Source organism: Pseudomonas sp. BN417, assembly GCF_029871205.1.
Classification (GTDB): Bacteria; Pseudomonadota; Gammaproteobacteria; order Pseudomonadales; family Pseudomonadaceae; genus Metapseudomonas.
In genome coordinates, this window is the sequence record NZ_SSOJ01000159.1 from 5,379 (window position 1) to 31,237 (window position 25,859).

Here is a 25,859-nt window from a genome sequence, read left to right on the forward strand (position 1 = left end):
AGCCGGGGCCGGATGTTGGGGCAAGTTTTTTGGTTCCTTTTCAACGATTGGAAAAGGGACTCGCCCGGGAGGGCGAAACAGAGACCTGAAGCCCGCTCGGCAATGAGCTGAACACCAGAACCTCAAGCCCCTCACACCAGATTGCCAATCTGACGTGTCTTTCATCTCCCCCGAATCCGCGAAGAACCTTTTTTTTACCTGCGCGATACCGGGCCGAACCTTGGCCGGGCTCCGGCCGTCAGAAACAGGTCGATACTTGAAAGAAACGCAAGTCGCGACGTCGGGCCTATGCTGTCCAGTCAGTGCCTGCGCCCGTGCCGCAGAGGAAACCGCCATGACCGAGGAATACCTGCCGCTATCCTGCGACCTCTACGACTACATCGAGATCGCCTGCCTGCACCGCTACCAGTTGCATATCGAGCTGGCCGGCGGCGGCCGCCTGGACGCTCGCGCCATGACCACCCTGACGACCGCGGACAAGGAAGAGTTCCTTATCGTGCAGAACGAGGGCGGCCAGGAACGCCTGCGCCTGGACCAGATCACCGCCATCACGCCGCTGACCGAAGGGGCGAGTTTCGGGCGGGTGTTGCTGGGGAATCAGATCTGCTGAGCGAGGGCTGTCGGTATCGCGCCCTGCCGGTCGCAGGTCGTCGCCCAGATGGAATCCGGGAATCCCTGCGCCGCCCATTCCCCGGATTGCATCCGGGCTACCAGCCCTACCCGCCATCTCCCCGACGCCTTTAGGGGCGAATTCATTCGCCAGAGCGGGCTGCGGCCCGCCCTTCCGGGCCCGACATGCGGCCCTCCCCCGCGAATCCGCCATAAAAAAACCGGGCTTTCGCCCGGTTTCTTCACATCACCACATCAGATCATCCGGCACCTTGTACGCCGCGTACGGATCGTCGGCTTCAGGCTCCTCGGTCTGGGTATTGAGCAGCACCACTCGGCGCGGATCGCGCTCCTGGATACGCAGGGCGGCATCACGCGGGATCATTTCGTAACCGCCGCCGTGACGGACGATGGCCAGCGAGCCGCGACTCAGCTTTTCACGCAGCATGGCGTTGACGGCGATGCGCTTGACCTTCTTCTCGTCGACGAAGTTGTAATAGTCATCGGTGGTCAGTTTGGGCAGGCGGGAGCTTTCGATCAGCTGCTTGACCTGCGCCGCCTTGGCCTTCTGCTCGGCCTTTTCCTGCTGCTGGCGGTTCAACTCCTGGTCGCGCGCAGCCTTCTCGGCCTGGGCCTGGAGGGCGGCCTGGCGCAGGGAGTCATCCTTCTCGACCTGGTTCTTCTTCTCCAGGCGTTGTTGCTTCTGCTGTTGCTTGCCGGCCTGCTTGGCCTGCTTTTCGTTCACCAGCCCGGCTTTCAGCAGCTGGTCGCGGAGGGAAAGGCTCATGTCGGGATTCAGTCTCTCGAGTTAACAGCCAAGGCTGAGTTTTTCCTGTTTCTTGGCTTCGCCCCACAGGGCATCCAGTTCTTCCAGGGTGCAATCTTCAATGGGACGCCCCGCCTCGCGCAATGCCTGCTCGATGAAACGGAAGCGTCGCTCGAACTTTCCATTGGCGCTGCGCAGCGCGGTTTCCGGGTCGAGCTTCAAGTGCCGCGCCAGGTTGACCACCACGAACAGCAGGTCGCCCACCTCGTCGGCAATGGCCTGCGGATCATTCTCGGACATGGCCTCCAGCACCTCGTCCAGCTCCTCGCGCAGCTTGTCGATCACCGGCAGCGCCTCGGGCCAGTCGAAGCCCACCTGGGCGGCACGTTTCTGCAGCTTGGCCGCGCGGCTCAGGGCCGGCAGCGCGGTGGGCACATCGTCCAGCAACGACAGCTGCTCGGGAGCCGCGGCCTTCTCCGCTCGTTCCTCGGCCTTGATCTCTTCCCAGCGCTGCTTGATCGCCGCTTCCTCCAGCCGCGCCATATCCGGCGCGCCATGGAGGTCGCCATCGGGAAACACATGGGGATGGCGGCGGACCAGCTTGCGGGTGATGGCATCCACCACTCCGGCGAAATCGAAGCGCCCCTCCTCCTGGGCCAACTGGGCGTAATAGACCACCTGGAACAGCAGGTCGCCGAGCTCGCCCGGCAAGTGGTCGAAGTCGCCGCGCTCGATGGCGTCGGCCACTTCGTAGGCTTCCTCGATGGTGTGCGGGACTATGCTCGCGTAGTCCTGCTTGAGGTCCCAGGGGCAGCCGTACTGCGGGTCGCGCAGCCGGGCCATGAGATGCAGCAGGTCGTTCAATTGGTACATGGCAGGTCCGTGGTCATTTCCTGAAGCCGGCTGGTGGGCTGAAGCCCACCCTACGCGTCCTGAGCGTCACGAGCGCAGTCGCTCAGGCGGCCCGGTTGCGGCGAGCCTCGATTATATTCGGCAACTGCGCGATCCGTGCGAGCAACCGCCCCAGGGCGTCCAGGCCGGGAATCTCGATGGTCAGCAGCATCGCGGCGGTGTTGTCTTCCTTGTTGGAGCGAGTGTTCACCGCCAGCACGTTGATGCGCTCGTTGAGCAGCACCTGGGAGACGTCACGCAGCAGACCGGAGCGGTCGTAGGCGCGGATGATGATATCCACCGGGTAGGTCTGCACCGGCACCGGCCCCCAGCTCACCTGGATCATCCGCTCAGGCTCGCGACCGGCCAGTTGCAGGGCCGACGGGCAGTCCTGGCGGTGGATGCTGACGCCACGGCCGAGGGTGATGTAACCGACGATCGGGTCGCCCGGCAGCGGCTGGCAGCAGCCGGCCATCTGCGTCAGCAGGTTGCCCACGCCCTGGATCTGCACGTCGCCGCGCTTGCCCGGTTTGTGGTGCGAGATCCGCCGCGGAATCAGCTCCAGCTGCTCGCTGGCACCCCGCTCCGGTTCGACCAGGGCCTGGGCACAGTTGACCACATGGGCCAGGCGCAGGTCGCCAGCGCCCAGCGCCGCGTGCATGTCCTCGGCCGAACGCAGGTTGCACTTCTCGGCCAACTTCTCGAAGTCCACCGGCGGCAGCGCCAGGCGAGACAGTTCGCGCTCGAGCATGGCCTTGCCGGCAGCGACGTTCTGGTCGCGGGCCTGCAGCTTGAACCAGTGGACGATCTTCGCCCGCGCCCGCGAGGTGGTGATGTAGCCCAGGTTGGGGTTGAGCCAGTCGCGGCTGGGCGAGCCCTGCTTGCCGGTGATGATTTCCACCTGCTCGCCGGTCTGCAGGCTGTAGTTCAGCGGCACGATGCGGCCGTTGATCTTGGCGCCGCGGCAGTTGTGGCCGATCTCGGTATGCACCCGGTAGGCGAAGTCGAGCGGCGTGGCCCCCTTGGGCAGGTCGATGGCATGGCCGTCGGGCGTGAAGACGTAGACCCGGTCCGGCTCGATATCCACCCGCAGCTGTTCGGCCAGGCCGCCGATGTCGCCCAGTTCCTCGTGCCATTCGAGCACCTGGCGCAGCCAGGCGATCTTTTCTTCGTAGTGGTCGGAGCGCGACTTGACGTCGGTGCCCTTGTAGCGCCAGTGGGCGCAGACCCCCAGCTCGGCCTCCTCGTGCATGGCGTGGGTGCGGATCTGCACCTCCAGCACCTTGCCGTCCGGGCCGATCACGGCAGTGTGCAGCGAGCGGTAGCCGTTCTCCTTGGGGTTGGCGACGTAGTCGTCGAATTCCTTGGGGATGTGCCGCCAGAGGGTGTGCACGATGCCAAGTGCGGTGTAGCAATCGCGCACCTCCGGCACCAGCACGCGTACGGCGCGCACGTCGTAGATCTGGCTGAACTGCAGGCCCTTGCGCTGCATCTTCCGCCAGATCGAGTAGATGTGCTTGGCACGGCCGCTGATGTCCGCCTTGATGCCGGTGGCGGCCAGTTCCTCGCGCAGCTGCTTCATCACGTCGGCGATGTACTGCTCGCGGTCCAGGCGGCGCTCGTGGAGCAGCTTGGCGATCTGCTTGTACTGGTCGGGTTCCAGGTAGCGGAAGGACAGGTCCTCCAGCTCCCACTTGATATGGCCGATGCCGAGGCGGTGGGCCAGCGGCGCATAGATGTCGAAGACTTCGCGGGCGACGCGGTGGCGCTTCTCCTCGTCGGCGTTCTTCACTTCACGGATGGCGCAGGTGCGCTCGGCCAGCTTGATCAGGGCCACGCGCACGTCGTCGACCATGGCCACCAGCATCTTGCGCAGGTTCTCCACCTGCGCCTGGGTGCCGAGCACCATGGATTGCCGGGGGTTGAGGCTGGCGCTGATGGCGGCCATGCGCAGCACGCCTTCGATCAGCTTGGCCACGACCGGGCCGAAGCGCTGCTGTACGTCCTGCAGCTGGATCTTGCCTTCGCGCACGCCGCGGTAGATCACCGCGGCCACCAGGGACTCCTGGTCCAGCTTCAGGTCAGCGAGGATCTCGGCGATTTCCAGACCCGTCTGGAAGCTCGAGGAGCCCTCGGACCAGCGATTCTGTGTCGCTATGGCCTGCTGTTCGGCGTCGCGGGCGAACTCGCACGCCTCCTTGAGTACCGCGCGGTCGAGCACCGGGTCGAGGCTGATGACATGGTCCAGCCACGCCTCGAGGTTGATGCTGCCGTCCGTGTTGACCGGCTGTTGCGCTCTCACCTGTACCATCTTGCCTACCTTCCCTACGACGTAAACCCCTCACGTCGAACTGTCGCCAGCCTCTGTCGTGCCGGTCGGATTACGCGGGCTTCCTAGCCCGCCTCGAATAACGCCATGGCCTCGACATGGGCCGTCTGAGGAAACATGTCGAGAATCCCGGCCTTCTTCAGCTGGTATCCCTGCTTGACCAGTTCGGCGCTGTCACGCGCCAGGGTCGCTGGGTTGCAGGATACATAGACCACTCGTTGCGCACCGGTTGCAGCGATCTGCCGAACGGCTTCGAACGCGCCATCGCGTGGCGGATCGAGGAGCACCGCATCGAAGCCCTGCCCGACCCAGACCGCGCCGGCCAGAGGGCTCGACAGGTCGGCCTGGAAGAAGTGCACATTCTCCAGGCCGTTGGCGGCGGCATTGCCGCGCGCCCGTTCCACCATGGCCTCCACGCCTTCCACCGCCACCACCTCGCGCACCTGGCGCGCCAGCGGCAGGGCGAAGTTGCCGAGCCCGCAGAACAGGTCCAGCACCCGCTCATCCGGCTGCGGGTTCATCCAGTCTAGCGCCTGCGCCACCATTGCCTCATTGACCGCCGCATTGACTTGCACGAAGTCACCGGGACGGTATTCCAGCTCGAGGTTCCAGTGTTCCAGGCGATAGCCCAGGCGTGCACCGGGCGAGTCCGGACGGGGCTCGCCCTCGCCATGCAGCCAGAGCTGCGCCTGGTGCGCCGCGCAGAATTCGCGCAGGCGCGCCAGATCGGCTTCGCCCAGCGGCTGGGTATGACGCAACAGCAACGCCGAAGCGGTGCCATGGAACAACTCGACGTGCCCGATCGCCTGCGGCTTTTCCAGGCCACGCAGCAGCTCGGGCAAGGCGCGAAGCACTGGCTGCAAGGGCTGTACCAGCACCTGGCAATCCTTGATGCCGACTATCGCCTGGCTGGAGGCCGCGCGGAATCCCACTTCCAGCTGCCGCGCCTTGAAGTCCCAACGCACGGCGATACGCGCACGGCGCCGGTAACCGAATTCGGCCCCCACAAGTGGGGCTGCCCAGGCCTGTGGCTCGAGGTCGGCGAAACGCGCCAGCTGTTCGGCCAGGGTGCGCTGTTTCAGGGCGAGCTGCTCGGCATGGGGCAGGTGCTGCAGGGTGCAGCCGCCGCAGTGGCCGGCATGGGCGCAGGGCGGCACCAGGCGCAGCGGGCTGGGCACCAGCACCCGTTCGGTGCGGGCTTCCACCACCTGGCTGCGCGCAGCGAGCACGCGCGCTTCCACCTGCTCCTCCGGCAGGGCGCCGGCGACGAACCAGGTACGCCCTTCCACGAAGGCGATGCCGCGGCCGTCATGGGCCAGCCGCTCGATGGTGAGCCGCTGCTTCTTGCCCACCGGGACCTGGGCGGTCTTTGCTCCGCCGCTGGGCTGGAAGCGCAAGCCAGTGTTACGCCGGGACATTGGGGTCTTCGTAAATACCGGTAGAGAGGTATCGATCACCGCGATCGCAGATGATCGCCACCAGGGTGGCGTTCTCCACTTCGCGAGACAGGCGCAGCATGGCCGCCACGGCACCGCCGGACGACACGCCGCAGAAGATGCCCTCTTCACGGGCCAGGCGTCGCATGGTGTCCTCGGCCTCGCCCTGGGCCATGTCGATCACCCGGTCGACGCGGTCGGCCTGGTAGATCTTCGGCAGGTATTCCTGGGGCCAGCGGCGGATGCCGGGAATCGCTGAGCCTTCCTGGGGTTGCAGGCCGACGATCTGGATCTTCTCGTTCTGCTCCTTGAGGTAGCGCGACACGCCCATGATGGTGCCGGTGGTACCCATGGAGCTGATGAAATGGGTGATGGTGCCCTGGGTCTGCTGCCAGATTTCCGGACCGGTGCCGACGTAGTGGGCTTCCGGGTTGTCGCCATTGGCGAACTGGTCCAGCACCTTGCCACGACCGCCGCGCTGCAGGCTTTCGGCCAGGTCGCGGGCCCCTTCCATGCCCTCTTCACGGCTCACCAGGATCAGCTCGGCGCCGTAGGCGGTCATGGCGGCCTTGCGTTCGGCGCTCATATTGTCGGGCATGATCAGCATCATCTTGTAGCCCTTGATGGCGGCGGCCATGGCCAGGGCGATGCCGGTGTTCCCGGAGGTGGCCTCGATCAGGGTGTCGCCGGGCTTGATGTCGCCGCGCAGCTCGGCGCGGGTGATCATCGACAGGGCCGGGCGATCCTTGACCGAACCAGCCGGGTTGTTGCCTTCGAGTTTGACCAGGAGCGTGTTGCTGGTTTCGCCGGCCAGGCGCTGCAAACGGACCAGCGGGGTGTGGCCGACGCAGTCGGCGATAGTGGGGTACTGCAGAGTCATGGCGGGCTTCGCAATCCAGACGCAGGGGGTGCCTATGATAGCGGCAAACCGGGCGGCGCCATATCGCGTATAGATTGCCGCATATGCCCGCAGGTCAGATAGGCAGCAATTGAAGGCCTGCCAAGACTGGGCAGCCAGCACCCGCCAGCCAGACAGCCAGGCGCGGTCGAAAGGGCTCACCAGGATCAGACCTGGACCAACCTCGCGGGCCAGCAGCGGGTCGGCCTCGATGTCCAGGGTGCAGGCAGGCCTTGTATGGGACGCACCTGCGGATAGGAACGATTTTCGTCATTCGATGCAAGTCTTCAGGTTTGTCAGAAGATTCCCATCAAATGAGTCGCTAAACTGCGCACAAAGCACATGGGGAGGATGGGCGTGTACAAGGATCTGGGTATCAAGGGCCGCGTGCTCATGCTGACGCTGCTGCCCACCAGCCTGCTGGCGTTGGTTCTGGGCGGCTATTTCACCTGGGTGCAACAGGCCGACATGCAGACGCAGCTGCTGCAACGCGGCCAGATGATCGCCGAGCACCTTGCCCCCCTCGCCGCTCCGGCCCTGATCCGCGGTGATGCCGTACTGCTGGAGCGCATCGCCGACCATGCCCTCGATCAGGCGGATGTGCGCGCGGTGAGCTTCATCGGCGCCGACCACAAGCGCCTCGCCCACGCTGGCCCGCGCATGCTCAACGAAACCCCGGACGGCGATGGCGATATCCTCGCCCTGAAGAGCAATACCGAGGCCACCCGCTTCCTGCAGCCGGTGTTCGAACGTCACCGGGTGCTCTCCGGGGACGCCACCCCGCTGCCCAACGACAACCTGCTGGGCTGGGTGGAACTGGAGATGTCCCACCAGGGCACCCTGTTGCGTGGCTATCGCAGCCTGCTCGCCAGCCTGTTGCTGATCGCCACGGGCCTTGGCGTCACCGCCCTGCTCGCCCTGCGCATGAGCCGCGCCATCAACGAGCCGCTGCGACGCATCAAGCAGGGCGTGGCGCTGCTCAAGGAAGGCCGCCTGGAAACCCGCCTGCCGCCCCTGGGCAGCCATGAGCTGGACGAGCTGGCCTCGGGCATCAACCGCATGGCCGAAGCCCTGCAGACCGCCCAGGAAGAGCTGCAGCACAACATCGACCAGGCCACCGAAGACGTGCGCCAGAACCTCGAGACCATCGAGATCCAGAACATCGAGCTGGACCTGGCGCGCAAGGAGGCCCTGGAGGCGAGCCGCATCAAGTCCGAATTCCTCGCCAACATGAGCCACGAGATCCGCACCCCGCTCAATGGCATCCTCGGCTTCACCAACCTGTTGAAGAAAAGCGACCTCACCTCGCGCCAGCAGGATTACCTGGCCACCATCGAGAAATCCGCCGACAGCCTGCTCGGCATCATCAACGAGGTGCTCGATTTCTCGAAGATCGAAGCCGGAAAACTGGTGCTGGAAAGCATCCCTTTCAACCTCCGCGACCTGATCCAGGACACCCTCACCATCCTCGCCCCGGCAGCCCACGAGAAGCGCCTGGAGCTGGTCAGCCTGGTCTACCGCGACACCCCGCTGCAGCTGCTTGGCGACCCGCTGCGGCTGAAGCAGGTGCTGACCAACCTGGTGAGCAACGCCATCAAGTTCACCCGCGAAGGCACCATCGCCGTGCGCGCGATGCTCGAAGACGACAGCGACGACGAACTGGTGCAACTGCGCATCAGCGTGCAGGACACCGGCATCGGCCTGTCCGACGCCGACCTGCGCGCCCTGTTCCAGGCCTTCACCCAGGCCGACAACTCGCTCTCGCGCCAGGCCGGCGGCACGGGCCTAGGACTGGTGATTTCCAAGCGCCTGATCGAGCAGATGGGCGGCGATATCGGCGTCAGCAGCACGCCGGGAGTGGGTTCGGAATTCTGGATCAGCCTCAGCCTGCCCAAGGTCCTGGACGAAATCGAGGACGCCGTGCTGCCAAGCCTCGGCGGGCGCCGAGTAGCGGTGCTCGAACCCCAGGAGCTGACTCGCCAGGCGCTCAACCACCAATTGGAGGATTGCGGCCTGGAAGTGCTGGAGTTTCCCAGCATCGGCAAGCTGGTGGACGAAGTGGCCGCCCGCCGTCTCAGCCACCGACCTATCGGCCTGGCAGTGATAGGCGCCGACGTCCAGGCGCTTTCGCCGGAACAGCTCAGCCAGCGCGTCTGGGACCTGGAGCAACTTGGCTGCAAGAGCCTGGTGCTCTGCCCCACCACCGAGCAGGCGCTCTACCACCGCGCCCTGCCGGAGAGTCATAGCCAGCTGCAGGCCAAGCCGGCGTGCACGCGCAAGCTGCAGCAAGCCCTCGCCGGCCTGCTCAGTCCACGCCAGCCGCGCGTGGAAACACCGCCGCAGAACAACAGCCGCGCACCTAAGCTGCTCTGCGTTGACGACAATCCGGCCAACCTATTGCTGGTGCAGACCCTGTTGAGCGACATGGGCGCCGAGGTGCGCTCCGTCGACAGTGGCTTTGCCGCCGTTGAAGCGGTGCAACGCGAACGTTTCGACCTGGTGCTGATGGATGTGCAGATGCCCGGCATGGACGGCACCCAGGCCACCGAGGCGATCCGCCGCTGGGAAAGCGAACAGCGCATCGACCCGGTGCCCATAGTCGCCCTCACCGCCCATGCCCTTGCCAACGAGAAACGCGCGTTGCTCCAGGGCGGCATGGACGACTACCTGACCAAACCCATTGGCGAGCGCCAACTGACCCAGGTGGTACTGAAGTGGAGCGGTCTCAGCCTCGGCGGCCAGCCCGCCCAACGCCAGGGTCAAGGCCGCGAGGACCGCGAGGACAACGGCCTGGACGTGCTGGACCCGGAGGAAGGCCTGCGCCTGGCCGCCGGCAAGGCCGACCTGGCCGCCGACATGCTGTCCATGCTGCTGGCCTCCCTCGACGCCGACCGCGAAGCCATCCAGCAGGCCGTGCAGAGCGGGGACCGCAACACCTTGCTGGAACGGGTCCACCGTCTCCACGGCGCCACCCGCTACTGCGGCGTGCCCCAGCTGCGCGCGGCATGCCAGCGCAGCGAAACCCTGCTCAAGCAGAACGACCCGGCCGCCGAGCGGGCCCTGGAAGAACTGGATGCCGCGATCACCCGCCTGGCCGAGGCGGCCAGGATAGAGGCCTGATCCAGGGCAACTCGCAGTGGCCGTATGCCAGCTATGCTGCTGGCCAACAAAGGAGTCCCCATGCGCGCCATTCTGTTCAGCAGCCAGGCCTATGACCGTGAAAGCTTCCTCGGTGCCAGCCCGACCTTCGAGCTGCACTTCCAGCAAACGCGGCTGACCCTCGACACCACAGCCCTGGCCAATGGCTTCGACGTGGTCTGCGCCTTCATCAATGACGACCTTTCCGCCGCCGTACTGGAACGCCTGGCCAGCGGCGGCACCCGGATGATCGCCCTGCGTTCGGCCGGCTACAACCATGTCGACCTGGCCGCCGCCAAGCGCCTGGGCCTGACCGTGGCGCGGGTTCCGGCCTACTCGCCCCACGCCGTGGCCGAACACGCGGTGGCGCTGATCCTCGCCCTCAACCGCCGCCTGCACCGCGCCTACAACCGTACCCGCGAAGGCGACTTCACGCTCCACGGATTGACCGGCTTCGATCTGGTGGGGAAGACAGTGGGCGTGGTCGGCACCGGCCAGATCGGTGCCACCTTCGCCCGCATCATGGCGGGCTTCGGCTGCGGCCTGCTGGCCTTCGACCCGCAGCGCAATCCCAGCGTGGAAGCGCTGGGGGCAGCCTATGTCGACCTGGCGGAATTGCTTGCCGACAGCGACATCGTCAGCCTGCACTGCCCGCTGACCGACAGCACCCGGCACATGATCAACGCCCAGAGCCTGGAGCGAATGAAACCCGGAGCCATGCTGATCAACACCGGTCGCGGCGCCCTGGTGGATACCCCGGCCCTGATCGACGCGCTCAAGTCCGGCCAGCTCGGCTACCTGGGCCTGGACGTCTATGAAGAGGAAGCCAACCTGTTCTTCGAGGACCGCTCCGACCTGCCCCTGCAGGACGATGTGCTGGCGCGCCTGCTGACCTTTCCCAACGTGATAGTCACCGCCCACCAGGCCTTCCTCACCCGCGAAGCACTGGCCGCCATCGCCCGCACCACTCTGGACAATATCGCCGCCTGGGCCGCCGGGCGGCCGTGCAATCAGGTAGACGCATAGGCCGTGGTAGCATTCGCACCATTTCCGGAGGACCCATGGCCGAACACGATTTCCGCTACAACCTGCTCAACCCCGCTCACACCCTGAACGAATGCCGCGCCCTCTCCCCGGGCCTCTACCAGGTGACCGGCAGCGGTGGCTCGATCCAGGCCGGCGACACCCTGCTGGTCACCCTAAAGGGCAGCCGCGACCTCAGCATGCGTCTCACCGTGGACAAGGTTCGCCACCTGATCAACCCGCCCGGCCAATGGCTGGCGGTGGCCAAGGGCCCGGTGTTCAAAGAGCTTTCCATTCACAACTGGAAGGTCGATTGCGATGCTTGCGGCGCCCACCTGGACTTCGAGTTCGCCGTCGACGGCGGCCTCGGCAAACAGGCCCAGGCACCTGCGGCTGAAGCACGCATCGCCGAGTTGGGCTGGCGCAGCCGCGCCGGCAAGCACTACTGCCCGAACTGTCGTCAGGAGGACGCCAAATGACCAGGAACGCCCTGCTGCTGGCCGCACTGGCCGCCACCCTCGCTGGCTGCGCGACCGATCGCCCTCAGCTGGAGACCGGCAGGACCTACCAGGTGGAATGGATCGGCGAGCGTCCGCTGATCGACCGCAGCCACCTGACCATCACCCTGGGCGACGACAACCGCGCCTATGGCAACGCTGGCTGCAACCACTGGTTCGCGTCTTACAGCCTGGAAGGCGACACGCTCAGCTTCGACGCCGCCGGCAGCACCCGCAAGATGTGCGCGCCCGCGCTGATGGAGCAGGAACAACGCTTCCTCGACGCGCTGGGCAAGGTGCAGCGCTGGGACATCTCCCCCATCGACCAGCTGCGCCTGTGGCCGGCCGAAGGCAAGCCGATCCGGCTGTGGCCGGTGGAAGGCTGAAGCCGCCTCCCCGCTCTTGTGGGGGCGAATTCATTCGCTAAGCAGGCCGCAGGCCTGCCCTTCCCCGCTCCCAAGGGGCTGCTTCGCAGCCCTCAGCGAATGAATTCGCCCCCACAGAAAAGCCATCCCGTACCTAGAAGAGCGTCAGTTGCTCGTGCGCGCCACGCAGGTCCTGCAGCCTCACCCCTACCCCGATAAGGCGCACCGGCTTGTCGCCACGGGCGAATGCTGCGCTGAGCAGTTGCCGATAACTGTCCACGTCACGGCGGGCGCCCGCCTGTTCCAGGGTGGTCTGGGTGAAGTCGTGGAACTTCAGCTTCACAAAGGGTTTGTCCGGCCGATAGCTGCTGTCCAGCCGTGCCATGCGCCCGCGCAGCTCGTCCAGCAGGGCCGGCAGTTGCGCCAGGCAGGCATCGAGATTGGGCAGGTCGTGGTCGTAGGTGTTCTCGACACTGATGGACTGGCGCCGGCTATCCACCTGCACCACGCGATCGTCCTGGCCGCGGGCGAGGTTGTAGAGGCGCTCGCCGAAACTGCCGAACTCCCTGGCCAGTGCCAGCTTGTTCCAGCCCCGCAGGTCGACGCAGCTGCGTACACCGAGGCGGGCGAGCTTCTCCGCCGTCACCTTGCCCACCCCGTGCAGCTTGCTCACCGGCAACGCGGCGACGAACTCGTCCACCTGGTCGGGCGTGACCACGAACAGACCGTCGGGCTTGCGCCAGTCGCTGGCGATCTTGGCGATGAACTTGTTCGGCGCCACCCCGGCGGACACCGTGATGTGCAGCTCCATCGCCACCCGCCGACGGATGTCCTGGGCGATGCGCGTGGCGCTGCCATCGAAGTGAGGGCTGGCGGACACATCCAGATAGGCCTCGTCCAAGGACAGCGGCTCGATGATCTCGGTGTAGTCGCGGAAAATCTGGTGGATCTGCCGCGAGACGCTTTTATAGACGTCCATCCGCGGCCGGACGATGGTCAGGTCCGGGCAGAGCTTGACCGCCGTGCGCATCGGCATCGCCGAGTGCACCCCATAGGCCCGCGCGTCGTAGTTGCAGGTAGCGACCACCCCACGCTTGTCCGGAGAGCCCCCCACCGCCAGCGGCTTGCCCGCCAGGCTGGGGTCGTCGCGCATCTCGATGGCGGCATAGAAGCAATCGCAGTCGATGTGGATGATTTTTCGTTGCGGCATGGCAGCTGTGGCAGGCGAGGAAGGATGTGCAGCGCCGTAGAGGCCGCGGACCATTGCATGATACCGCAGCCGCAGGCGGCCTCCAGCCCGGCGCATTCGGCTCGAACACCCCGCCGTATAGCGCTGCAGCGCGGTCCTGGGTTGCTAAATATTTGAGAGAAAAAGATTTTTTCTTAAATATCGTTTGACAGGGGTCCGTAGAAATGTAGAATGGCCGTCGCGGGATGGAGCAGTCTGGTAGCTCGTCGGGCTCATAACCCGAAGGTCGTTGGTTCAAATCCAGCTCCCGCAACCAACATCAGGAAAAGGCCACTCTTCGGAGTGGCCTTTTTTGTTTGGCCAGAAAATAAGTATTTGATTTAAATAGCAGAAACCAATTGACAGCCCTCCGCAGAAATGTAGAATTGCCGCCGCGGGATGGAGCAGTCTGGTAGCTCGTCGGGCTCATAACCCGAAGGTCGTTGGTTCAAATCCAGCTCCCGCAACCAATTCACGAAAAGGCCACTCGATCGAGTGGCCTTTTTCGTTTCCGCCCTGTCGTTTCCCTCCCGTCCATCCGGGCTAGCCGTCCGCTGCCCGTTCGGAAATACCTCGACCTCTATACTTGAAGCGCACCCATCCACCAGGTGGAGGTTGGCCATGCCCATGCAATGTGCCTCCAGCGAGGAACTCGAATACCTGAACCGCGCCTTGCGAACAGTCAGCGGCTGCAATCGCGCCCTGCTGCGTGCTGAGGACGAAGGCTTCCTGTTCCAGGAAATCTGCCGCGTGGTGGTGGAGGAAGGCGGCTATCGCATGGCCTGGGTCGGCCGCGCCGAGCAGGACGAGGAGCAGACCGTAACGCCCGTGGCCCATGTCGGCCTCGACGAGGCCTACGTGGAGTCGTTGAAGATAACCTGGGCCGACCGCGAGCGGGGTCGCGGCACCACCGGCACGACCATCCGCACCGGCACCCCGACCATCACGCGCAATATCCTCACCGACCCCAGGCTCAGCCCATGGCGAGAAAGCGCCATCACCCACGGTATCGCCTCGGTACTGTCCCTGCCCTTGCGGGTGGAGGGGCAGGTGTTCGGCGCGCTCGCCATCTGCGCCAAGGAGCCGGATGCCTTCGGCGAGCGCGAGCTGGAGCTGCTCAGCGAAGCCGCCGACGATCTCGCCTTCGGCCTCCAGGCCCTGCGCGGCAAGGCCAGGCGCCGGCAGGCGGAACAGCAGGTGGAAGCCCTGAACCGCGCCCTTTCCACCCGAGTGGCAGTCAACCACGCGGTAATCCATGCCACGCGAGAAGCGCCGCTGCTGGCAGAAATCTGTCGGGTGCTGGCGGACGAATGCGGCTACCGCCAGGCCTGGGTCGACTATTGCCTGGATGATCCGGGGCAGGCGTACAAGGTGATGGCCTGCCACACGGCCGATGGTGTCTGCAAGGGCTGGGATGCCGACGACGGACTCCATGACCAGCTGGCGCGGGCGATGACCGAAGGCCGCCCGCTGGTGCTGCGGGACCTGCTCAACGGCTCGGCCCCTGGCCTGCGCGAAACGGCCCGCGAACAGGGTTTCGCCGCTGCCCTGGTGCTGCCGCTACAGGTCGAGGAAGCCCCTATCGGCATGCTGGTGATCATGGCCGCCAAGGCCGACGCCTTCGACGAGAAGGAAGTGGAACTGCTACTGGCCATGGCCAATGACCTGGGCTTCGGCATCTCCACCCTGCGCACCCGCGCCCGGGCGATCGAGGCGGAAGCGACCATCCGCCAGATGGCCTACACCGATACCCTGACCGGGCTGCCCAACAGATTGCGCCTGCGCGAACTGCTGGAAACCGCCATTTCCACCGCCCGCCAGGATCGGCGTGCCTTCGGCCTGCTGCATCTGGAAATCGCCCGCAACCAGGAAATCAATGAAACCCTCGGCTACCGCGAGGGCGACCGCCTGCAGGTTGAGATCGCCGCGCGCCTGAACCAGGTGGTGGGCGCCGAGCGCACCGTGGCGCGGATGGGCGAGTGCGAGTTCGCCGTGCTCATGCCCAACGGTGGCTCCGAGCAGGCTACGCAACTGGCCAAGCAGATCCTCACGGCGCTATACGACCCGGTGGAACTGTCCGGCCTCTACCTGGAAGCGCGGGCGAGCATCGGCATCGCCCTCTACCCCGGGCACGGAACTGCGCCGGAGGCCCTGATCCGCCGCGCCGGCAGCGCCATGGAGCAGGCCAAGCGCTCCAACGCCGGCTTCGCGGTATTCCAGGGCGGCCTCGACCAGGAATGCGCCCAGCACCTGACGCTGATGGGCGACCTGCGCCGCGCCATCGACCGCAATGAGCTGCTGCTCTATTACCAGCCCAAGGTCGACATCGCCAGCAACAAGGTCTGCGGCACCGAGGCCCTGGTGCGCTGGCGCCATCCGCAGCACGGCATGCTGCCACCGGACGAGTTCGTCAAGCTGGCGGAGAATACCGGGCTGATCACCCCGCTCACCCTCTGGGTGCTGGATACCGCCCTGGGCCAGCGCTACGCCTGGCACGAAGAGGGCGATGATCGCCCCATCTCGGTCAACCTCTCGGCCCATGACCTGCGCGACCCGAGGCTTCTGGAGCGCATCCAGGGCTCCTTCGCCACCTGGGGCGCCAAGCCCCACTGGATCGAATTCGAGCTGACCGAAAGCGCACTCATGGAAGATCCGGTGGCCTCGATGCAGACCCTCACCGCGCTGAAGAAGCTCGACGCCCACCTGACCATCGACGACTTCGGCACGGGCTACTCGTCCCTGGCCTATCTGCAGAAGCTGCCAGTGGACTCGCTGAAGATCGACCAGTCCTTCGTCACCCGCATGACCAGCAACGACGGCTCGGCCCAGATAGTCCGCTCCATCATCGAACTGGCCCACAACCTGGACCTGACCGTGGTCGCCGAAGGCGTTGAGGACCAGCTGACCTTCAACCAGCTCGGCCAGTACGGCTGCGATATCGCCCAGGGCTACAAGATCAGCCAGCCGATCCCGGCCGAGCAGTTCCGCGACTGGGAGACCCGCTCGACCTGGCATTGACCGGTCGCTTGAGCCGCCCTTCGAACGCCCGGCGCAGATCGGTGGTGGGCGGTGGCGCGAAGCGCATCCGCTCGAACATGGTGTTGAGGTGGCCGATCAGCCGTTCGGTCGCGGCCTGCGTATCACCCGCCTCGAGAGCCACCAGCAGGTTCATCTGCTCGTCACAGGCACCAGCGGACAGGACTTCCTCCTTGTTCAGCGCGATGGTCAGCGAAGCGCGCGACAACAGGCCGCGGAGGAACTTGAGCAGCAGCGGGTTGCCGGCGTATTCCGCCAACCGCAGATGGAATCGCGCAGAACCCTCCGTCAGGCCGGCGCGATCCCCCGCCGCGAGGCAGCGACGCTGCTCCGCCACCAGCCCGCGCAATTCGGCGAACTGCTCGCGTCCGAGCCGCGGGCCCACCAGGCGGATCACCTCGGACTCGATGAGGATCCGTGCTTCCAGTACCTGCCTGGCCTGGCACTCGGTCGGCCGGGCGATGCTGGCGATCTGGTTCGGCTCCAAGACCACCGCACCCTCCTCGGCCAGTCGGCTCAGCGCACGCTGGATGGTCGAGGCGCTGACCTGGAAGATCCGCCCCAGGGTTTCCTTGTTCAACCGAGTGGTGGGCGCCAGGCGCCTTTCGAGGATCGCCGTATAAATGCTGTCGTAGACGAATCGGCTGGACGCGGACTGTGCCGACTTCGCCGTCGCCGCCTGAGTATGGGTTCCGATCATGGTCACACCTGCCTGGATGACTAGCCGCCGATATCCGGCGGCAGACGCAAGTTGATGTTCAAACGCACGCCTTCATTGAGGATGTGCTGGCGCATCGCGCGGCTGGCCTGCTCGCTGTCGTGGTTGCGGATGGCGCGCAGGATGGTTTCGTGTTCCTGCAGCACCTCCTCCGCGTACTCCGCGTTGCGTGTCATCAGCGCGTCGCTCTGCTCCAGCGCATCGCCGATCTGCCGGGAAACGCTGAGGAAGATAGGGTTGGAGCTGAGCGCGACCAGCTGCCGGTGGAAGGCGGTATAGGCCCCTGCGAGAAGCGAAGGATTGCGATCCTCCACCGCCTCGCGCATGTCCAGCAGCAGCAGGCGCAGCTGGCTCAGGTCGGCACTGGCCGCCGTCTGAGCCACCAGCCCGGCGGTGAAGGGCTCCAGCGCGTAGCGCAGCTGCAGCACATCCTCCAGGCTCGCCCCGGGCGCGCGGACTTCCGCCAGGGCCTTGCCCTGACGCTCCAGCACCATCACCCCCTTGCCCGGAAGCGAGCGCACCACGCCGAGGGTTTCCAGCACGGTGATCGCCTCGCGCAGGCTCGGACGGCTGACCTCCAGCCGCTCGGCCAGCTCGCGCTGGCCGGGCAGCATCTGGCCCGCCGCCCACTGCCCCTGTTCGATGGGTTCGAGCAGTTTCTTGACCACCGAATCGATCAGCTTGGACGAAGAGAACATCTATCCCTCCCTATTTGAGGATTTCCCGTTGCAGCACCCACGGCGCGGCCGCACCGCCCATGGCCTGCGATGAGAGCAGAGCCGAGCGGCGATGTCATCAACGTCCGGCCTCGCTTTCCGCTGCCGTGCGCAGCTGTGCACCGCCCGCGGCCACGGGCGCCTTGCGGCCGTCCAGCAGGGACTGTGCACGGCCAATATCGATATCGTTCTCCCAGCGGGCGATGGCCACGGTAGCGACGCAGTTGCCGATCAGGTTGGTCAGCGCGCGGCCGATGCCCATGAACCAGTCCACCGACAGCACCAGCACCAGGCCGGCCGCCGGGATGGCAGGCACCGCGGTGAGGGTCGCCGCAAGAATCACCAGCGCCGAGCCCGGTATGCCGTGGGCGCCCTTCGAGGTGACCAGGGACACCAGCAGGATGGTGAGCAGGTCGCTCATCGCCAGCGGCGTGCCGGTGGCATGGGCGATGAACACTACCGCCAGGGTCAGGTAGATGGAAAAACCGTCGAGGTTGAACGAGTAGCCGGTGGGAATCACCAGGCCAACGGTGGAACTGCGGATGCCCAAGTGCTCCAGCTTGCGCATGACCTGGGGCAGCACGGCATCGGACGACGCGGTGCCGGCGACGATCAGCAGCTCCTCGCGGAAATAGCGCAGGAACGGCAGCAGGCGGACCCCGCACAGACGCAGCACGCTACCGAGCACCGCCAGCACGAAGAGCGCGCAGGTGAGGTAGAACACCACCACCAGCGCACCGAGGTGGCTAAGGGATTCGAGGCCGTACTTGCTGGTGGTGAAGGCCACCGCACCGAAAACGCCCAGGGGCGCGAGGCGCACGATCATGGCCATGATGCGGAAGATCACGTGGCTGAACTCGTTGACCAGCCGGGCGACACCGCTGGCCTGTTCGCCCACCAGGTTCAGGGCGCTGCCGAACAGCACGGAAAACAGCAGGACCTGGAGGATGTCGTTCTGGGCGAACGCGCTGAAGACCGAGGACGGGATCAATCCCAGGAAGAAGGCCACCGGCCCGTGCATCGCCTGGGTCCCGCCGCTGTAGATGGCCGCATCGCTGGCCGAGAGGTCGTTCAGGTCGATGCTGGCGCCGTCGCCCAGGCCAATGCCGTAGGCGACCACCAGGCCGATGACCAGGGCGAAGGTGGTCAGCACCTCGAAATAGATCACCGACTTCAGGCCGATGCGCCCGACCTTCTTCAGGTCGCCGGCACCGGACATGCCATTGACCACCACGCAGAAGACGATCAGGGCGATCAGCATCTTGATCAGCTTGATGAAACCATCGCCGAGGGGTTTCAGCTGGGTCGACAGCTCGGGCAGGGCGATGCCGCACAACACGCCAAGCACGAGGCCAATCATGACTTGCAGGAATATCGAGCGAGTGCAGAGTTTCCAGAGCATTGCGGGGGTCTCCAGTCGGTGCGACTGTCCGCCTCCGTCGATTCTGGGGGTCGGACGACCGCTTAATTGTTGTGGTATTACCGGTCAGACCAGTGCAGCCTATTCCCAGCTTGCGAAACTGGCAAGCCCCTCTTCGCGCCACCCGCGACGGATGGACCAGCTAAGCTCGCCGGAGCAGCCAGGCAGCCTCCTTCCAGCCCGGGCCGGGACGCCCGCGAGAAAAAAATCGGCCTGGCACTTGGAACTTGCTGCCAGCGCCCACACTCAGTGGCGCACATTGCCCAGAGGTGCTCAATGCGCGCCAACACCCCGCCAGTGGAAAATCCGGCCAACGGCCAGCTCAACGAAGAACCCGCCCCGCTGCGCTGGCTCGACCGCCTCACGGCCTACCGCCAGTGGATAGTCATCGCCTTTACCCTGCTGGTTTTCGTCCTCGGTCTGCTCGCCTGCTGGCACCTACTGCGCGAGCTCGATCCCGACGCCCTGCGCGCTGCCGTCCGCAATGTCCCCGGCAGCAGCCTGCTGCTCGCCCTGGGCGCAACCCTGCTCAGCTACATCGCCTATGTGGGCTACGAGTGGTCGGGCTGCCGCTTCGCCGGCGTGCACCTGCCGCTGCGGCGCATGGCCCTGGGCAGCTTCTGCGCCTCCGGTATCGGCAACGCCGTGGGGCTGTCCATGCTCACCGGCGGCTCGGTGCGTTTCCGTCTTTACGGGCGAGACAAGCTGGGCGCCGGCGATATCGCCCGCATCACCCTGTTCGCCAGCCTGGCCCTGGGTTCGGCCCTGCCGCTGCTGGCGGCCCTGGCGGCGCTGAGCACGCCGGTCGCCGCGTCCCTTGCCCTCGGCCTGCCGGAAAGCCTGGTGACCACCCTCGCCACAGCCGTGCTGCTGGCCGGCGCCTTGCTGATCGTCTGGATCTCGCGCCAGCGCGCGCCGCAAGCGCCAGTGCCCGGCTGCATCGATTTCCCGCTGGGCAATCGCAGCGTGCGCCTGCCTGGCCTGCACCTGGCGGCGTTGCAACTGCTGATCACCCTGGTCGACGTCTGCGCCGCCGCCTGCGTGCTCTATGTGCTGCTGCCCGAAGCGCCGCCCCTGGGCGCCTTCCTGCTGGTCTACCTGCTGGCCCTGGCCGCCGGAGTGCTCAGCCATGTGCCCGGCGGCGTCGGCGTATTCGAGGCGGTACTGCTGGCCGCCTTCGCCGGCCAGCTGGGCGCCGCGCCCCTGGCCGCGGCCCTGTTGCTCTACCGCTTGATCTATATCGGCCTGCCCCTGGTGCTGGCCTGCCTGCTGTTGCTGGCCAACGAGGCCCGCCGCCTGTTCCCGGCCGGCCGCCAGGCCCTGCGCGCAGCCTCCGGCCTGGCAGCGCCGGTGCTGTCGCTGCTGGTGTTCCTCGCTGGCGTGGTGCTGCTGTTTTCCGGCGTCACCCCGGCGGTGGACACCCGCCTGGAGCACATGAGCTTCCTGATTCCGCACCGATTGATCGACGCCTCGCACCTGGCGGCCAGCCTGGTAGGGGTGCTCTGTCTGCTGCTGGCCCATGGCCTGCGCCATCGCCTGTCGGCGGCCTGGGCGCTGACGGTGGTGTTGCTGCTGGCGGGCGCCGGGCTGTCCCTGCTCAAGGGGTTCGACTGGGAAGAAGCCAGTCTGCTGACCCTGACCGCCGTACTGCTGGCGATTTTCCGCAGGGCCTTCTATCGCCCCAGCCGCCTGCTGGAAGTGCCCTTCTCGCCGCTCAACCTGGCGGCCAGCGCCTGCGTGCTGCTGGCAGCAGTCTGGCTGATGTTCTTCGCCTTCCAGAACGTGCCCTACAGCCATGAACTCTGGTGGCAGTTCGAGGTGGATGGCGATGCCCCGCGCGCCCTGCGCGCGTCCCTGGCGAGCGGTTTGCTGCTGGCCGGCATAGCCCTGGCCTGGCTGCTGCGGCCGGTGCCGCCGACCATCCACGAACCCACCGAGGAGGAGCTGCAGCGCGCCGCCGAAGTGATCCGCGGCTCCGACCAGCCGGATGGTGGCCTGGTGCTGACCGGCGACAAGGCCCTGCTCTTCCATCCCCGCGGCGACGCCTTCCTGATGTACGCACGCCGCGGCCGCAGCCTGGTGGCGCTGTTCGACCCCATAGGCCCGATCGCCCGCCGCGCCGAGCTGATCTGGCAGTTTCGCGACCTCTGCGACTTCCACCGGGCGCGGCCGGTGTTCTACCAGGTGCGCGCGGAAAACCTGCCCTACTACATGGACATCGGCCTGACCGCCCTGAAGCTGGGCGAGGAGGCGCGGGTCGACCTCACCCGCTTCGACCTGGAGGGCAAGAACAAAGCAATGAAGGACTTGCGCTACACCCTCAGCCGCGGCCAGCGCGATGGCCTCAGCCTGCAGATCTTTGATGCCGGCACCGCTCCCCTGGAGCGGTTGCAGGCCATTTCCGAAGCCTGGATGCAGGGCAAGCAGGCGCGCGAGAAGGGCTTCTCACTCGGCCGTTTCGACCCGGACTACCTGCGCCATTTCCGCATTGCCACCATCCAGTTCGAGGGTAAGCCGGTGGCCTTCGCCAACCTGCTGGAAACTGCCGGCAACGCCCTGTCCAGCATCGACCTGATGCGGGTCCACCCCCACGCGCCTAAGCTGACCATGGAGTTCCTCATGCTCAGCCTGCTGCTGCATTACAAGGAGCGTGGCCATGCGCGCTTCAGCCTGGGCATGGTGCCGCTGGCGGGCCTGCAGCCGCGTCGCGGGGCACCGCTGACCCAGCGCCTGGGCGCACTGGTTTTCCGCCGTGGCGAACAGTTCTATAACTTCCAGGGGCTGCGCCGTTTCAAGGAAAAGTTCCAGCCCGACTGGGAGCCGCGCTACATGGCGGTGCCCGCCGGCCTCGACCCGCTGGTGGCCCTGGCCGATACGGCGGCGCTGATCGCCGGCGGCTTCACCGGCCTGGTCAAACGTTGAGGTGTCCATGCTCAAGCGCAAATGGCGGCACCTGCTGCTGATCCTGATCCTCATCCTGGTGGGTGCGGTCCTGCTGTTCTGGAGCCGGCCCGCGCCCCAGGCGAAGCTGGATCACCTGAAACTGTCCGACGGTAGCCCCATGACCCTGGCCAGCCCCGGCGGCTCGGTGCAGCACCGCGTCCTGCTGATGGCCAGCGGAAACCAGCGCCTGGGCGACGCCGATCTGCTGGCCCTGGCCCGCAATGGCAACGCCCGGCTCCTGCAACTGGAGCTGCCGGCCCGGGACTGCACGGCCCAACAGCAACGCCTGCAGCAGGCCAGCGAGACCCTGGGCGGCGCTCCCACCCTGGTGGCAGGCGTAGGTCCGGCCGCAGCCTTCGCCTGGCGCTGGCTGGCCGGCCAGGGCGACGACAACGCCCAGGCCCTGTCCGTCGACTTCAACCTGGACACCCCGGACTGCCCCGCCGCGCTGCCACAGAAGGCGCCCCACGGCCACTGGCTGGCCGCGTGGAACGACAACCCGGACGACCGCAGCGCCGCCTTCGCCCGCAACCAGGCCAACGCCGAAACCCTGATCGGCGACTACGACACCAGCCTGGAACAGCTCCTGCGCCAGCGCCTGCAGGGCCTGCTGCAAGGCCAGGGCGAGCCCTTGCCGGTGGTGGAAGTGCCCGCCGCCAAGCCGGCAGATACCATCACCCTGTTCTATTCCGGCGACGGCGGCTGGCGCGACCTTGACCGCGCTGTGGCCGCCGAGATGGCCAAGCGCGACTACCCGGTGGTCGGCATCGACGCCCTGCGCTACTTCTGGCAGCACAAGAGCCCTGAACAGGGCGCTGCCGACCTCAGCCGGCTGATGCAGGACTACCGCGAGAAATGGGGCGCCAAGCGCTTCGTGCTGGCCGGCTACTCCTTCGGCGCCGACGTGCTGCCGGCCTTCTACAACCGCCTGCCCAGGACGGACCAGGAGCAGGTGGATGCCATCCTGCTGCTGGCCCTGGCCCGCAGCGGCAGCTTCGAGATCGAGGTGCAGGGCTGGCTCGGCAAGGCCGGCCAGGAAGCCGCCACCGGTCCTGAACTGGCCAGGCTGCCCGCGGCCAAGGTGCTCTGCGTGTTCGGCAAGGAAGAGGCGACGGAAAGCGGCTGCACCCAGGAAGGCGCCGTGGGCGAACATCTGGAACTGCCCGGCGGCCACCATTACGACGAGAACTACCCGGCATTGGCGGAGAAATTGCTGAAAGCGGTTGAGAAACGCCAGGGCGAACAGACGAAGTCTTGACCCGGATTCAGATTCCCTTAAGGGAGTGCGGTTATCCTGCCGGGCGAATCCGCCACAAGGTGCGGAACGAGGAACCGTAATGAGTCTGAAAAGTACCCCCTCCCGCTATGGAAGCCTGTCCATTGCCCTGCACTGGCTGATGCTGGTGCTGATCGCAGCCGTCTATGCCTGCATCGAACTCAAGGGCAACTTTCCCAAGGGCAGCGATACCCGCGAACTGCTCAAGCAGTGGCACTTCATGCTCGGCATGGCCATCTTCGCCCTGGTCTGGCTGCGCCTGATCGGCCGCCTGCTGGCCCCCACTCCACCGATAGCGCCGGCTCCGGCCACCTGGCAGAACGGCCTGGCCAAGCTGATGCACCTGGCGCTCTACGCGCTGATGATCGGCGCCCCCCTGGCCGGCTGGCTGATCCTCAGCGCCGCCGGCAAGCCCATTCCCTTCTTCGGCCTGGAACTGCCGCCACTGATCGACAAGAACCCGGATCTGGTCGGGCAGATCAAGGAACTGCACGAGCTGGCGGGCACCGCCGGCTACTGGCTGATCGGCCTGCACGCGGTGGCAGGGCTGTTCCACCACTTCGTCAGCCGGGACAACACGCTGGTGAGGATGTTGCCCGGGCGCAACTGAGTGTCTCGTTGATGTACTGAGCCCTCTCCCTTCAGGGAGAGGGTTGCGTCACTTGAACGTACACCTGTGCCCCCGGATTCCTACAAAGGCCGTCGCCCCCGTTCAGATCTCCACCTGCGTCCCCAGTTCGATCACCCGGTTGAGTGGCAGGTTGAAGAACTTCAGGTTGCTGTTGGCGTTCTTCAGCAGGAAGGCGAACAGCGCCTCGCGCCAGCGCGCCATACCGATACGCTTGGTGGGGATCACCGTCTCGCGGCTGAGGAAGTAGGTGGTGCTCATCGGACTGAAGTCCAGCTCGCTGAGGTGACAGAGCTTGAGCGCGGCCGGGACATCCGGTTCATCCATGAAGCCGAAATGCAGCAGCACCCGGAAGAAGCCCTCGCCGTAGGCCTCCACGTCGAAACGCCGTTCCAGCGGCACGCGCGGCGTGTCTTCGCTGACCACGGTCAGCAGCACCACCCGTTCATGCAGCACCTGGTTGTGCAGCATGTTGTGCAGCAGCGCATGGGGCACGGCGTCCGGCCGGGCGGTGAGGAACACCGCGCTGCCCTGCACGCGGTGCGGTGGCTGCGCGCGGATGCTGCCGATGAACAGAGGGAGCGGCAGCGTCGTTTCGTCGAGGCGCTCGACCACGATCAGCTTGCCGCGCTTCCAGGTGGTCATCAGCACGAACAGGGCAATCCCCGCCAGCACCGGGAAGGCACCGCCCTGGAAGATCTTCGGCACGGTGGCGGCGAAGAACAGGCTGTCGACGAAGAGGAAGCCCAGCAGCACCGGGATGGCCAGCCAGCGTGGCGTCTTCCACAGCAGCAGCATCACCGCCGACACCAGCAGGGTGGTGATCAGCATGGTGCCGGTTACCGCCACGCCGTAGGCCGCGGCCAAGGCGCCGGAGGACTCGAAGCCCAGTACCAGCAGCACCACGCCCACCATCAGCGCCCAGTTCACGGTGCCGATATAGATCTGCCCTTGCTCCTCATGGGAAGTGTGCTGGACGAACATGCGCGGGATGTAGCCGAGCTGCATGGCCTGGTGGGTCAGGGAAAAGGCGCCGGAAATCACCGCCTGGGAGGCAATCACCGTGGCCAGGGTAGCCAGTGCCACCATGGGCAGCAGGGCCCAGTCCGGCGCCAGCAGGTAGAAGGGGTTCCGCGCCGCTTCCGGGTTGCCGAGGATGGTGGCGCCCTGGCCGAAGTAGTTCAGCACCAGACCCGGCAGGACCAGGAAGAACCAGGCCCTGGCGATGGGCTTGCGGCCGAAGTGGCCCATGTCCGCGTAGAGTGCCTCGGCGCCGGTCAACGCCAGCACCACCGCGCCAAGGATGGCCACGCCAATGCCCGGGTGGGCGATGAAGAACTGGACGCACCAGTAGGGATTGAGAGCGCTCAGCACGTCGGGCTGCTGAAGGATGCCATAGACCCCGAGGGCACCGAGCACGCTGAACCAGATCACCATCACGGGTCCGAAGAGGATGCCGATCCGCGCGGTGCCGTGCTTCTGGATCAGGAACAGCCCCACCAGCAGGATCAGCGACAGCGGCACCACCCAGTGCTCAATGCCGTCGAAGGCGATGCCCAGGCCCTCGACGGCCGAGAGCACCGAGATCGCCGGGGTGATCATGCTGTCGCCGTAGAACAGCGCGGCGCCGAACAGCCCCAGCAGCACCAGGACCATCTGCAGCCGTGGGAACGGCCTGGAAGCACGCTGTGCCAGGGCGGTCAGCGCCATCACGCCGCCCTCGCCATCGTTGTCGGCACGCAGGATGAACAGCACGTACTTGATCGAGACGACCCAGATCAGCGACCAGAAGATCAGCGAAAGGGCGCCCAGCACCCCGTCATGATTGGGTAGCACGCCGTAGTGCGGGGCGAAGACTTCCTTCAGGGTGTACAGCGGGCTGGTGCCGATATCGCCGTAGACCACCCCTGCGGCGGCCACCAGCAGACCGAGTCCGGATGCC

19 protein-coding genes and 2 tRNA genes are annotated in these 25,859 nt (G+C 66.1%); 11 read left to right on the forward strand and 10 right to left on the reverse strand.

Annotated elements, in window-relative coordinates:
- The first annotated feature begins 334 nt into the window (after positions 1–334).
- Complete coding sequence (locus E8F11_RS25995) at positions 335–610, forward strand: Rho-binding antiterminator (protein WP_280291800.1); 276 nt, start codon at positions 335–337, stop codon at positions 608–610.
- Positions 611–856: 246 nt separating this feature from the next.
- On the opposite strand, the gene E8F11_RS26000 is transcribed toward E8F11_RS25995, so the two are convergent.
- The 5 genes from E8F11_RS26000 to cysM form a co-directional block, all read right to left on the reverse strand.
- On the reverse strand, positions 857–1,396 hold the full coding sequence (locus E8F11_RS26000) for a DUF2058 domain-containing protein (RefSeq protein WP_280291801.1): 540 nt from the start codon (positions 1,394–1,396) through the stop codon (positions 857–859).
- A gap of 21 nt (positions 1,397–1,417) precedes the next feature.
- Complete coding sequence (gene mazG, locus E8F11_RS26005) at positions 1,418–2,248, reverse strand: nucleoside triphosphate pyrophosphohydrolase (protein ID WP_280291802.1); 831 nt, start codon at positions 2,246–2,248, stop codon at positions 1,418–1,420.
- A gap of 82 nt (positions 2,249–2,330) precedes the next feature.
- Entirely contained in the window at positions 2,331–4,577 is a 2,247-nt protein-coding gene (gene relA / locus E8F11_RS26010; RefSeq protein ID WP_280291803.1) for a GTP diphosphokinase, read from the reverse strand.
- A gap of 83 nt (positions 4,578–4,660) precedes the next feature.
- Positions 4,661–6,013 carry a 23S rRNA (uracil(1939)-C(5))-methyltransferase RlmD gene (rlmD, locus tag E8F11_RS26015; RefSeq protein ID WP_280291804.1) on the reverse strand — a complete coding sequence of 451 codons (1,353 nt, stop codon included), beginning with the start codon at positions 6,011–6,013 and terminating at the stop codon, positions 4,661–4,663.
- Positions 6,000–6,911 carry a cysteine synthase CysM gene (cysM, locus tag E8F11_RS26020; RefSeq protein ID WP_280291805.1) on the reverse strand — a complete coding sequence of 304 codons (912 nt, stop codon included), beginning with the start codon at positions 6,909–6,911 and terminating at the stop codon, positions 6,000–6,002. The genes rlmD and cysM overlap by 14 nt, the downstream gene beginning before the upstream one ends.
- Positions 6,912–7,286: 375 nt before the next feature.
- On the opposite strand from cysM, the gene E8F11_RS26025 reads away from it, so the two are divergent.
- The 4 genes from E8F11_RS26025 to E8F11_RS26040 are packed head-to-tail and all read left to right on the forward strand — an operon-like array spanning position 7,287 to position 11,973.
- Positions 7,287–10,049, forward strand: coding sequence for a response regulator (locus E8F11_RS26025; protein ID WP_280291806.1), 2,763 nt, complete (start codon positions 7,287–7,289; stop codon positions 10,047–10,049).
- A 60-nt stretch (positions 10,050–10,109) separates the two neighbouring features.
- Positions 10,110–11,093, forward strand: a complete 984-nt coding sequence (locus tag E8F11_RS26030) for a 2-hydroxyacid dehydrogenase (RefSeq protein WP_280291807.1) — start codon at positions 10,110–10,112, stop codon at positions 11,091–11,093.
- 35 nt (positions 11,094–11,128) lie between these two features.
- Positions 11,129–11,569, forward strand: a complete 441-nt coding sequence (locus E8F11_RS26035; protein ID WP_280291808.1) for a hypothetical protein — start codon at positions 11,129–11,131, stop codon at positions 11,567–11,569.
- On the forward strand, positions 11,566–11,973 hold the full coding sequence (locus E8F11_RS26040; RefSeq protein WP_280291809.1) for an META domain-containing protein: 408 nt from the start codon (positions 11,566–11,568) through the stop codon (positions 11,971–11,973). Before E8F11_RS26035 ends, E8F11_RS26040 begins: the two co-directional genes overlap by 4 nt.
- A 133-nt stretch (positions 11,974–12,106) precedes the next feature.
- Here the strand turns inward: E8F11_RS26040 and dinB are convergent, their stop codons facing one another.
- On the reverse strand, positions 12,107–13,162 hold the full coding sequence (gene dinB / locus E8F11_RS26045) for a DNA polymerase IV (RefSeq protein ID WP_280291810.1): 1,056 nt from the start codon (positions 13,160–13,162) through the stop codon (positions 12,107–12,109).
- A gap of 218 nt (positions 13,163–13,380) precedes the next feature.
- Between dinB and E8F11_RS26050 the strand changes: the two genes are divergently transcribed.
- From E8F11_RS26050 to E8F11_RS26060, 3 genes are all read left to right on the forward strand, one after another.
- Positions 13,381–13,457: transfer RNA gene (locus E8F11_RS26050), tRNA-Met, on the forward strand.
- Between the two features lie 116 nt (positions 13,458–13,573).
- Positions 13,574–13,650 (forward strand) — tRNA-Met (locus tag E8F11_RS26055).
- Positions 13,651–13,801: 151 nt separating this feature from the next.
- The gene (locus tag E8F11_RS26060) at positions 13,802–16,198 is read left to right on the forward strand and encodes an EAL domain-containing protein (protein WP_280291811.1); all 2,397 of its coding nucleotides are present in this window, start codon (positions 13,802–13,804) and stop codon (positions 16,196–16,198) included.
- On the opposite strand, the gene E8F11_RS26065 is transcribed toward E8F11_RS26060, so the two are convergent.
- The 3 genes from E8F11_RS26065 to E8F11_RS26075 form a co-directional block, all read right to left on the reverse strand.
- Positions 16,137–16,916, reverse strand: a complete 780-nt coding sequence (locus tag E8F11_RS26065) for a GntR family transcriptional regulator (protein WP_280291812.1) — start codon at positions 16,914–16,916, stop codon at positions 16,137–16,139. The two genes, E8F11_RS26060 and E8F11_RS26065, sit on opposite strands and share 62 nt — an antisense overlap.
- A 20-nt stretch (positions 16,917–16,936) precedes the next feature.
- On the reverse strand, positions 16,937–17,632 hold the full coding sequence (locus tag E8F11_RS26070; protein WP_280291813.1) for a FadR/GntR family transcriptional regulator: 696 nt from the start codon (positions 17,630–17,632) through the stop codon (positions 16,937–16,939).
- A 97-nt stretch (positions 17,633–17,729) separates the two neighbouring features.
- Positions 17,730–19,067, reverse strand: coding sequence for a C4-dicarboxylate transporter DctA (locus tag E8F11_RS26075; RefSeq protein WP_280291818.1), 1,338 nt, complete (start codon positions 19,065–19,067; stop codon positions 17,730–17,732).
- 279 nt (positions 19,068–19,346) lie between these two features.
- Here E8F11_RS26075 and mprF point away from each other — a divergent pair, with 279 nt between their 5' ends.
- From mprF to E8F11_RS26090, 3 genes are all read left to right on the forward strand, one after another.
- Positions 19,347–21,992: a bifunctional lysylphosphatidylglycerol flippase/synthetase MprF gene (gene mprF / locus E8F11_RS26080; RefSeq protein ID WP_280291814.1), complete on the forward strand. Its 2,646-nt coding sequence runs from the start codon at positions 19,347–19,349 to the stop codon at positions 21,990–21,992.
- A gap of 7 nt (positions 21,993–21,999) precedes the next feature.
- Positions 22,000–23,271 carry an AcvB/VirJ family lysyl-phosphatidylglycerol hydrolase gene (locus E8F11_RS26085; RefSeq protein WP_280291815.1) on the forward strand — a complete coding sequence of 424 codons (1,272 nt, stop codon included), beginning with the start codon at positions 22,000–22,002 and terminating at the stop codon, positions 23,269–23,271.
- Positions 23,272–23,350: 79 nt separating this feature from the next.
- Entirely contained in the window at positions 23,351–23,899 is a 549-nt protein-coding gene (locus E8F11_RS26090; RefSeq protein ID WP_280291816.1) for a cytochrome b, read from the forward strand.
- Between the two features lie 102 nt (positions 23,900–24,001).
- Here the strand turns inward: E8F11_RS26090 and E8F11_RS26095 are convergent.
- Positions 24,002–25,859 (reverse strand): potassium transporter Kup (locus E8F11_RS26095; protein WP_280291817.1); only part of this gene is annotated, 1,858 nt, incomplete at its 5' end.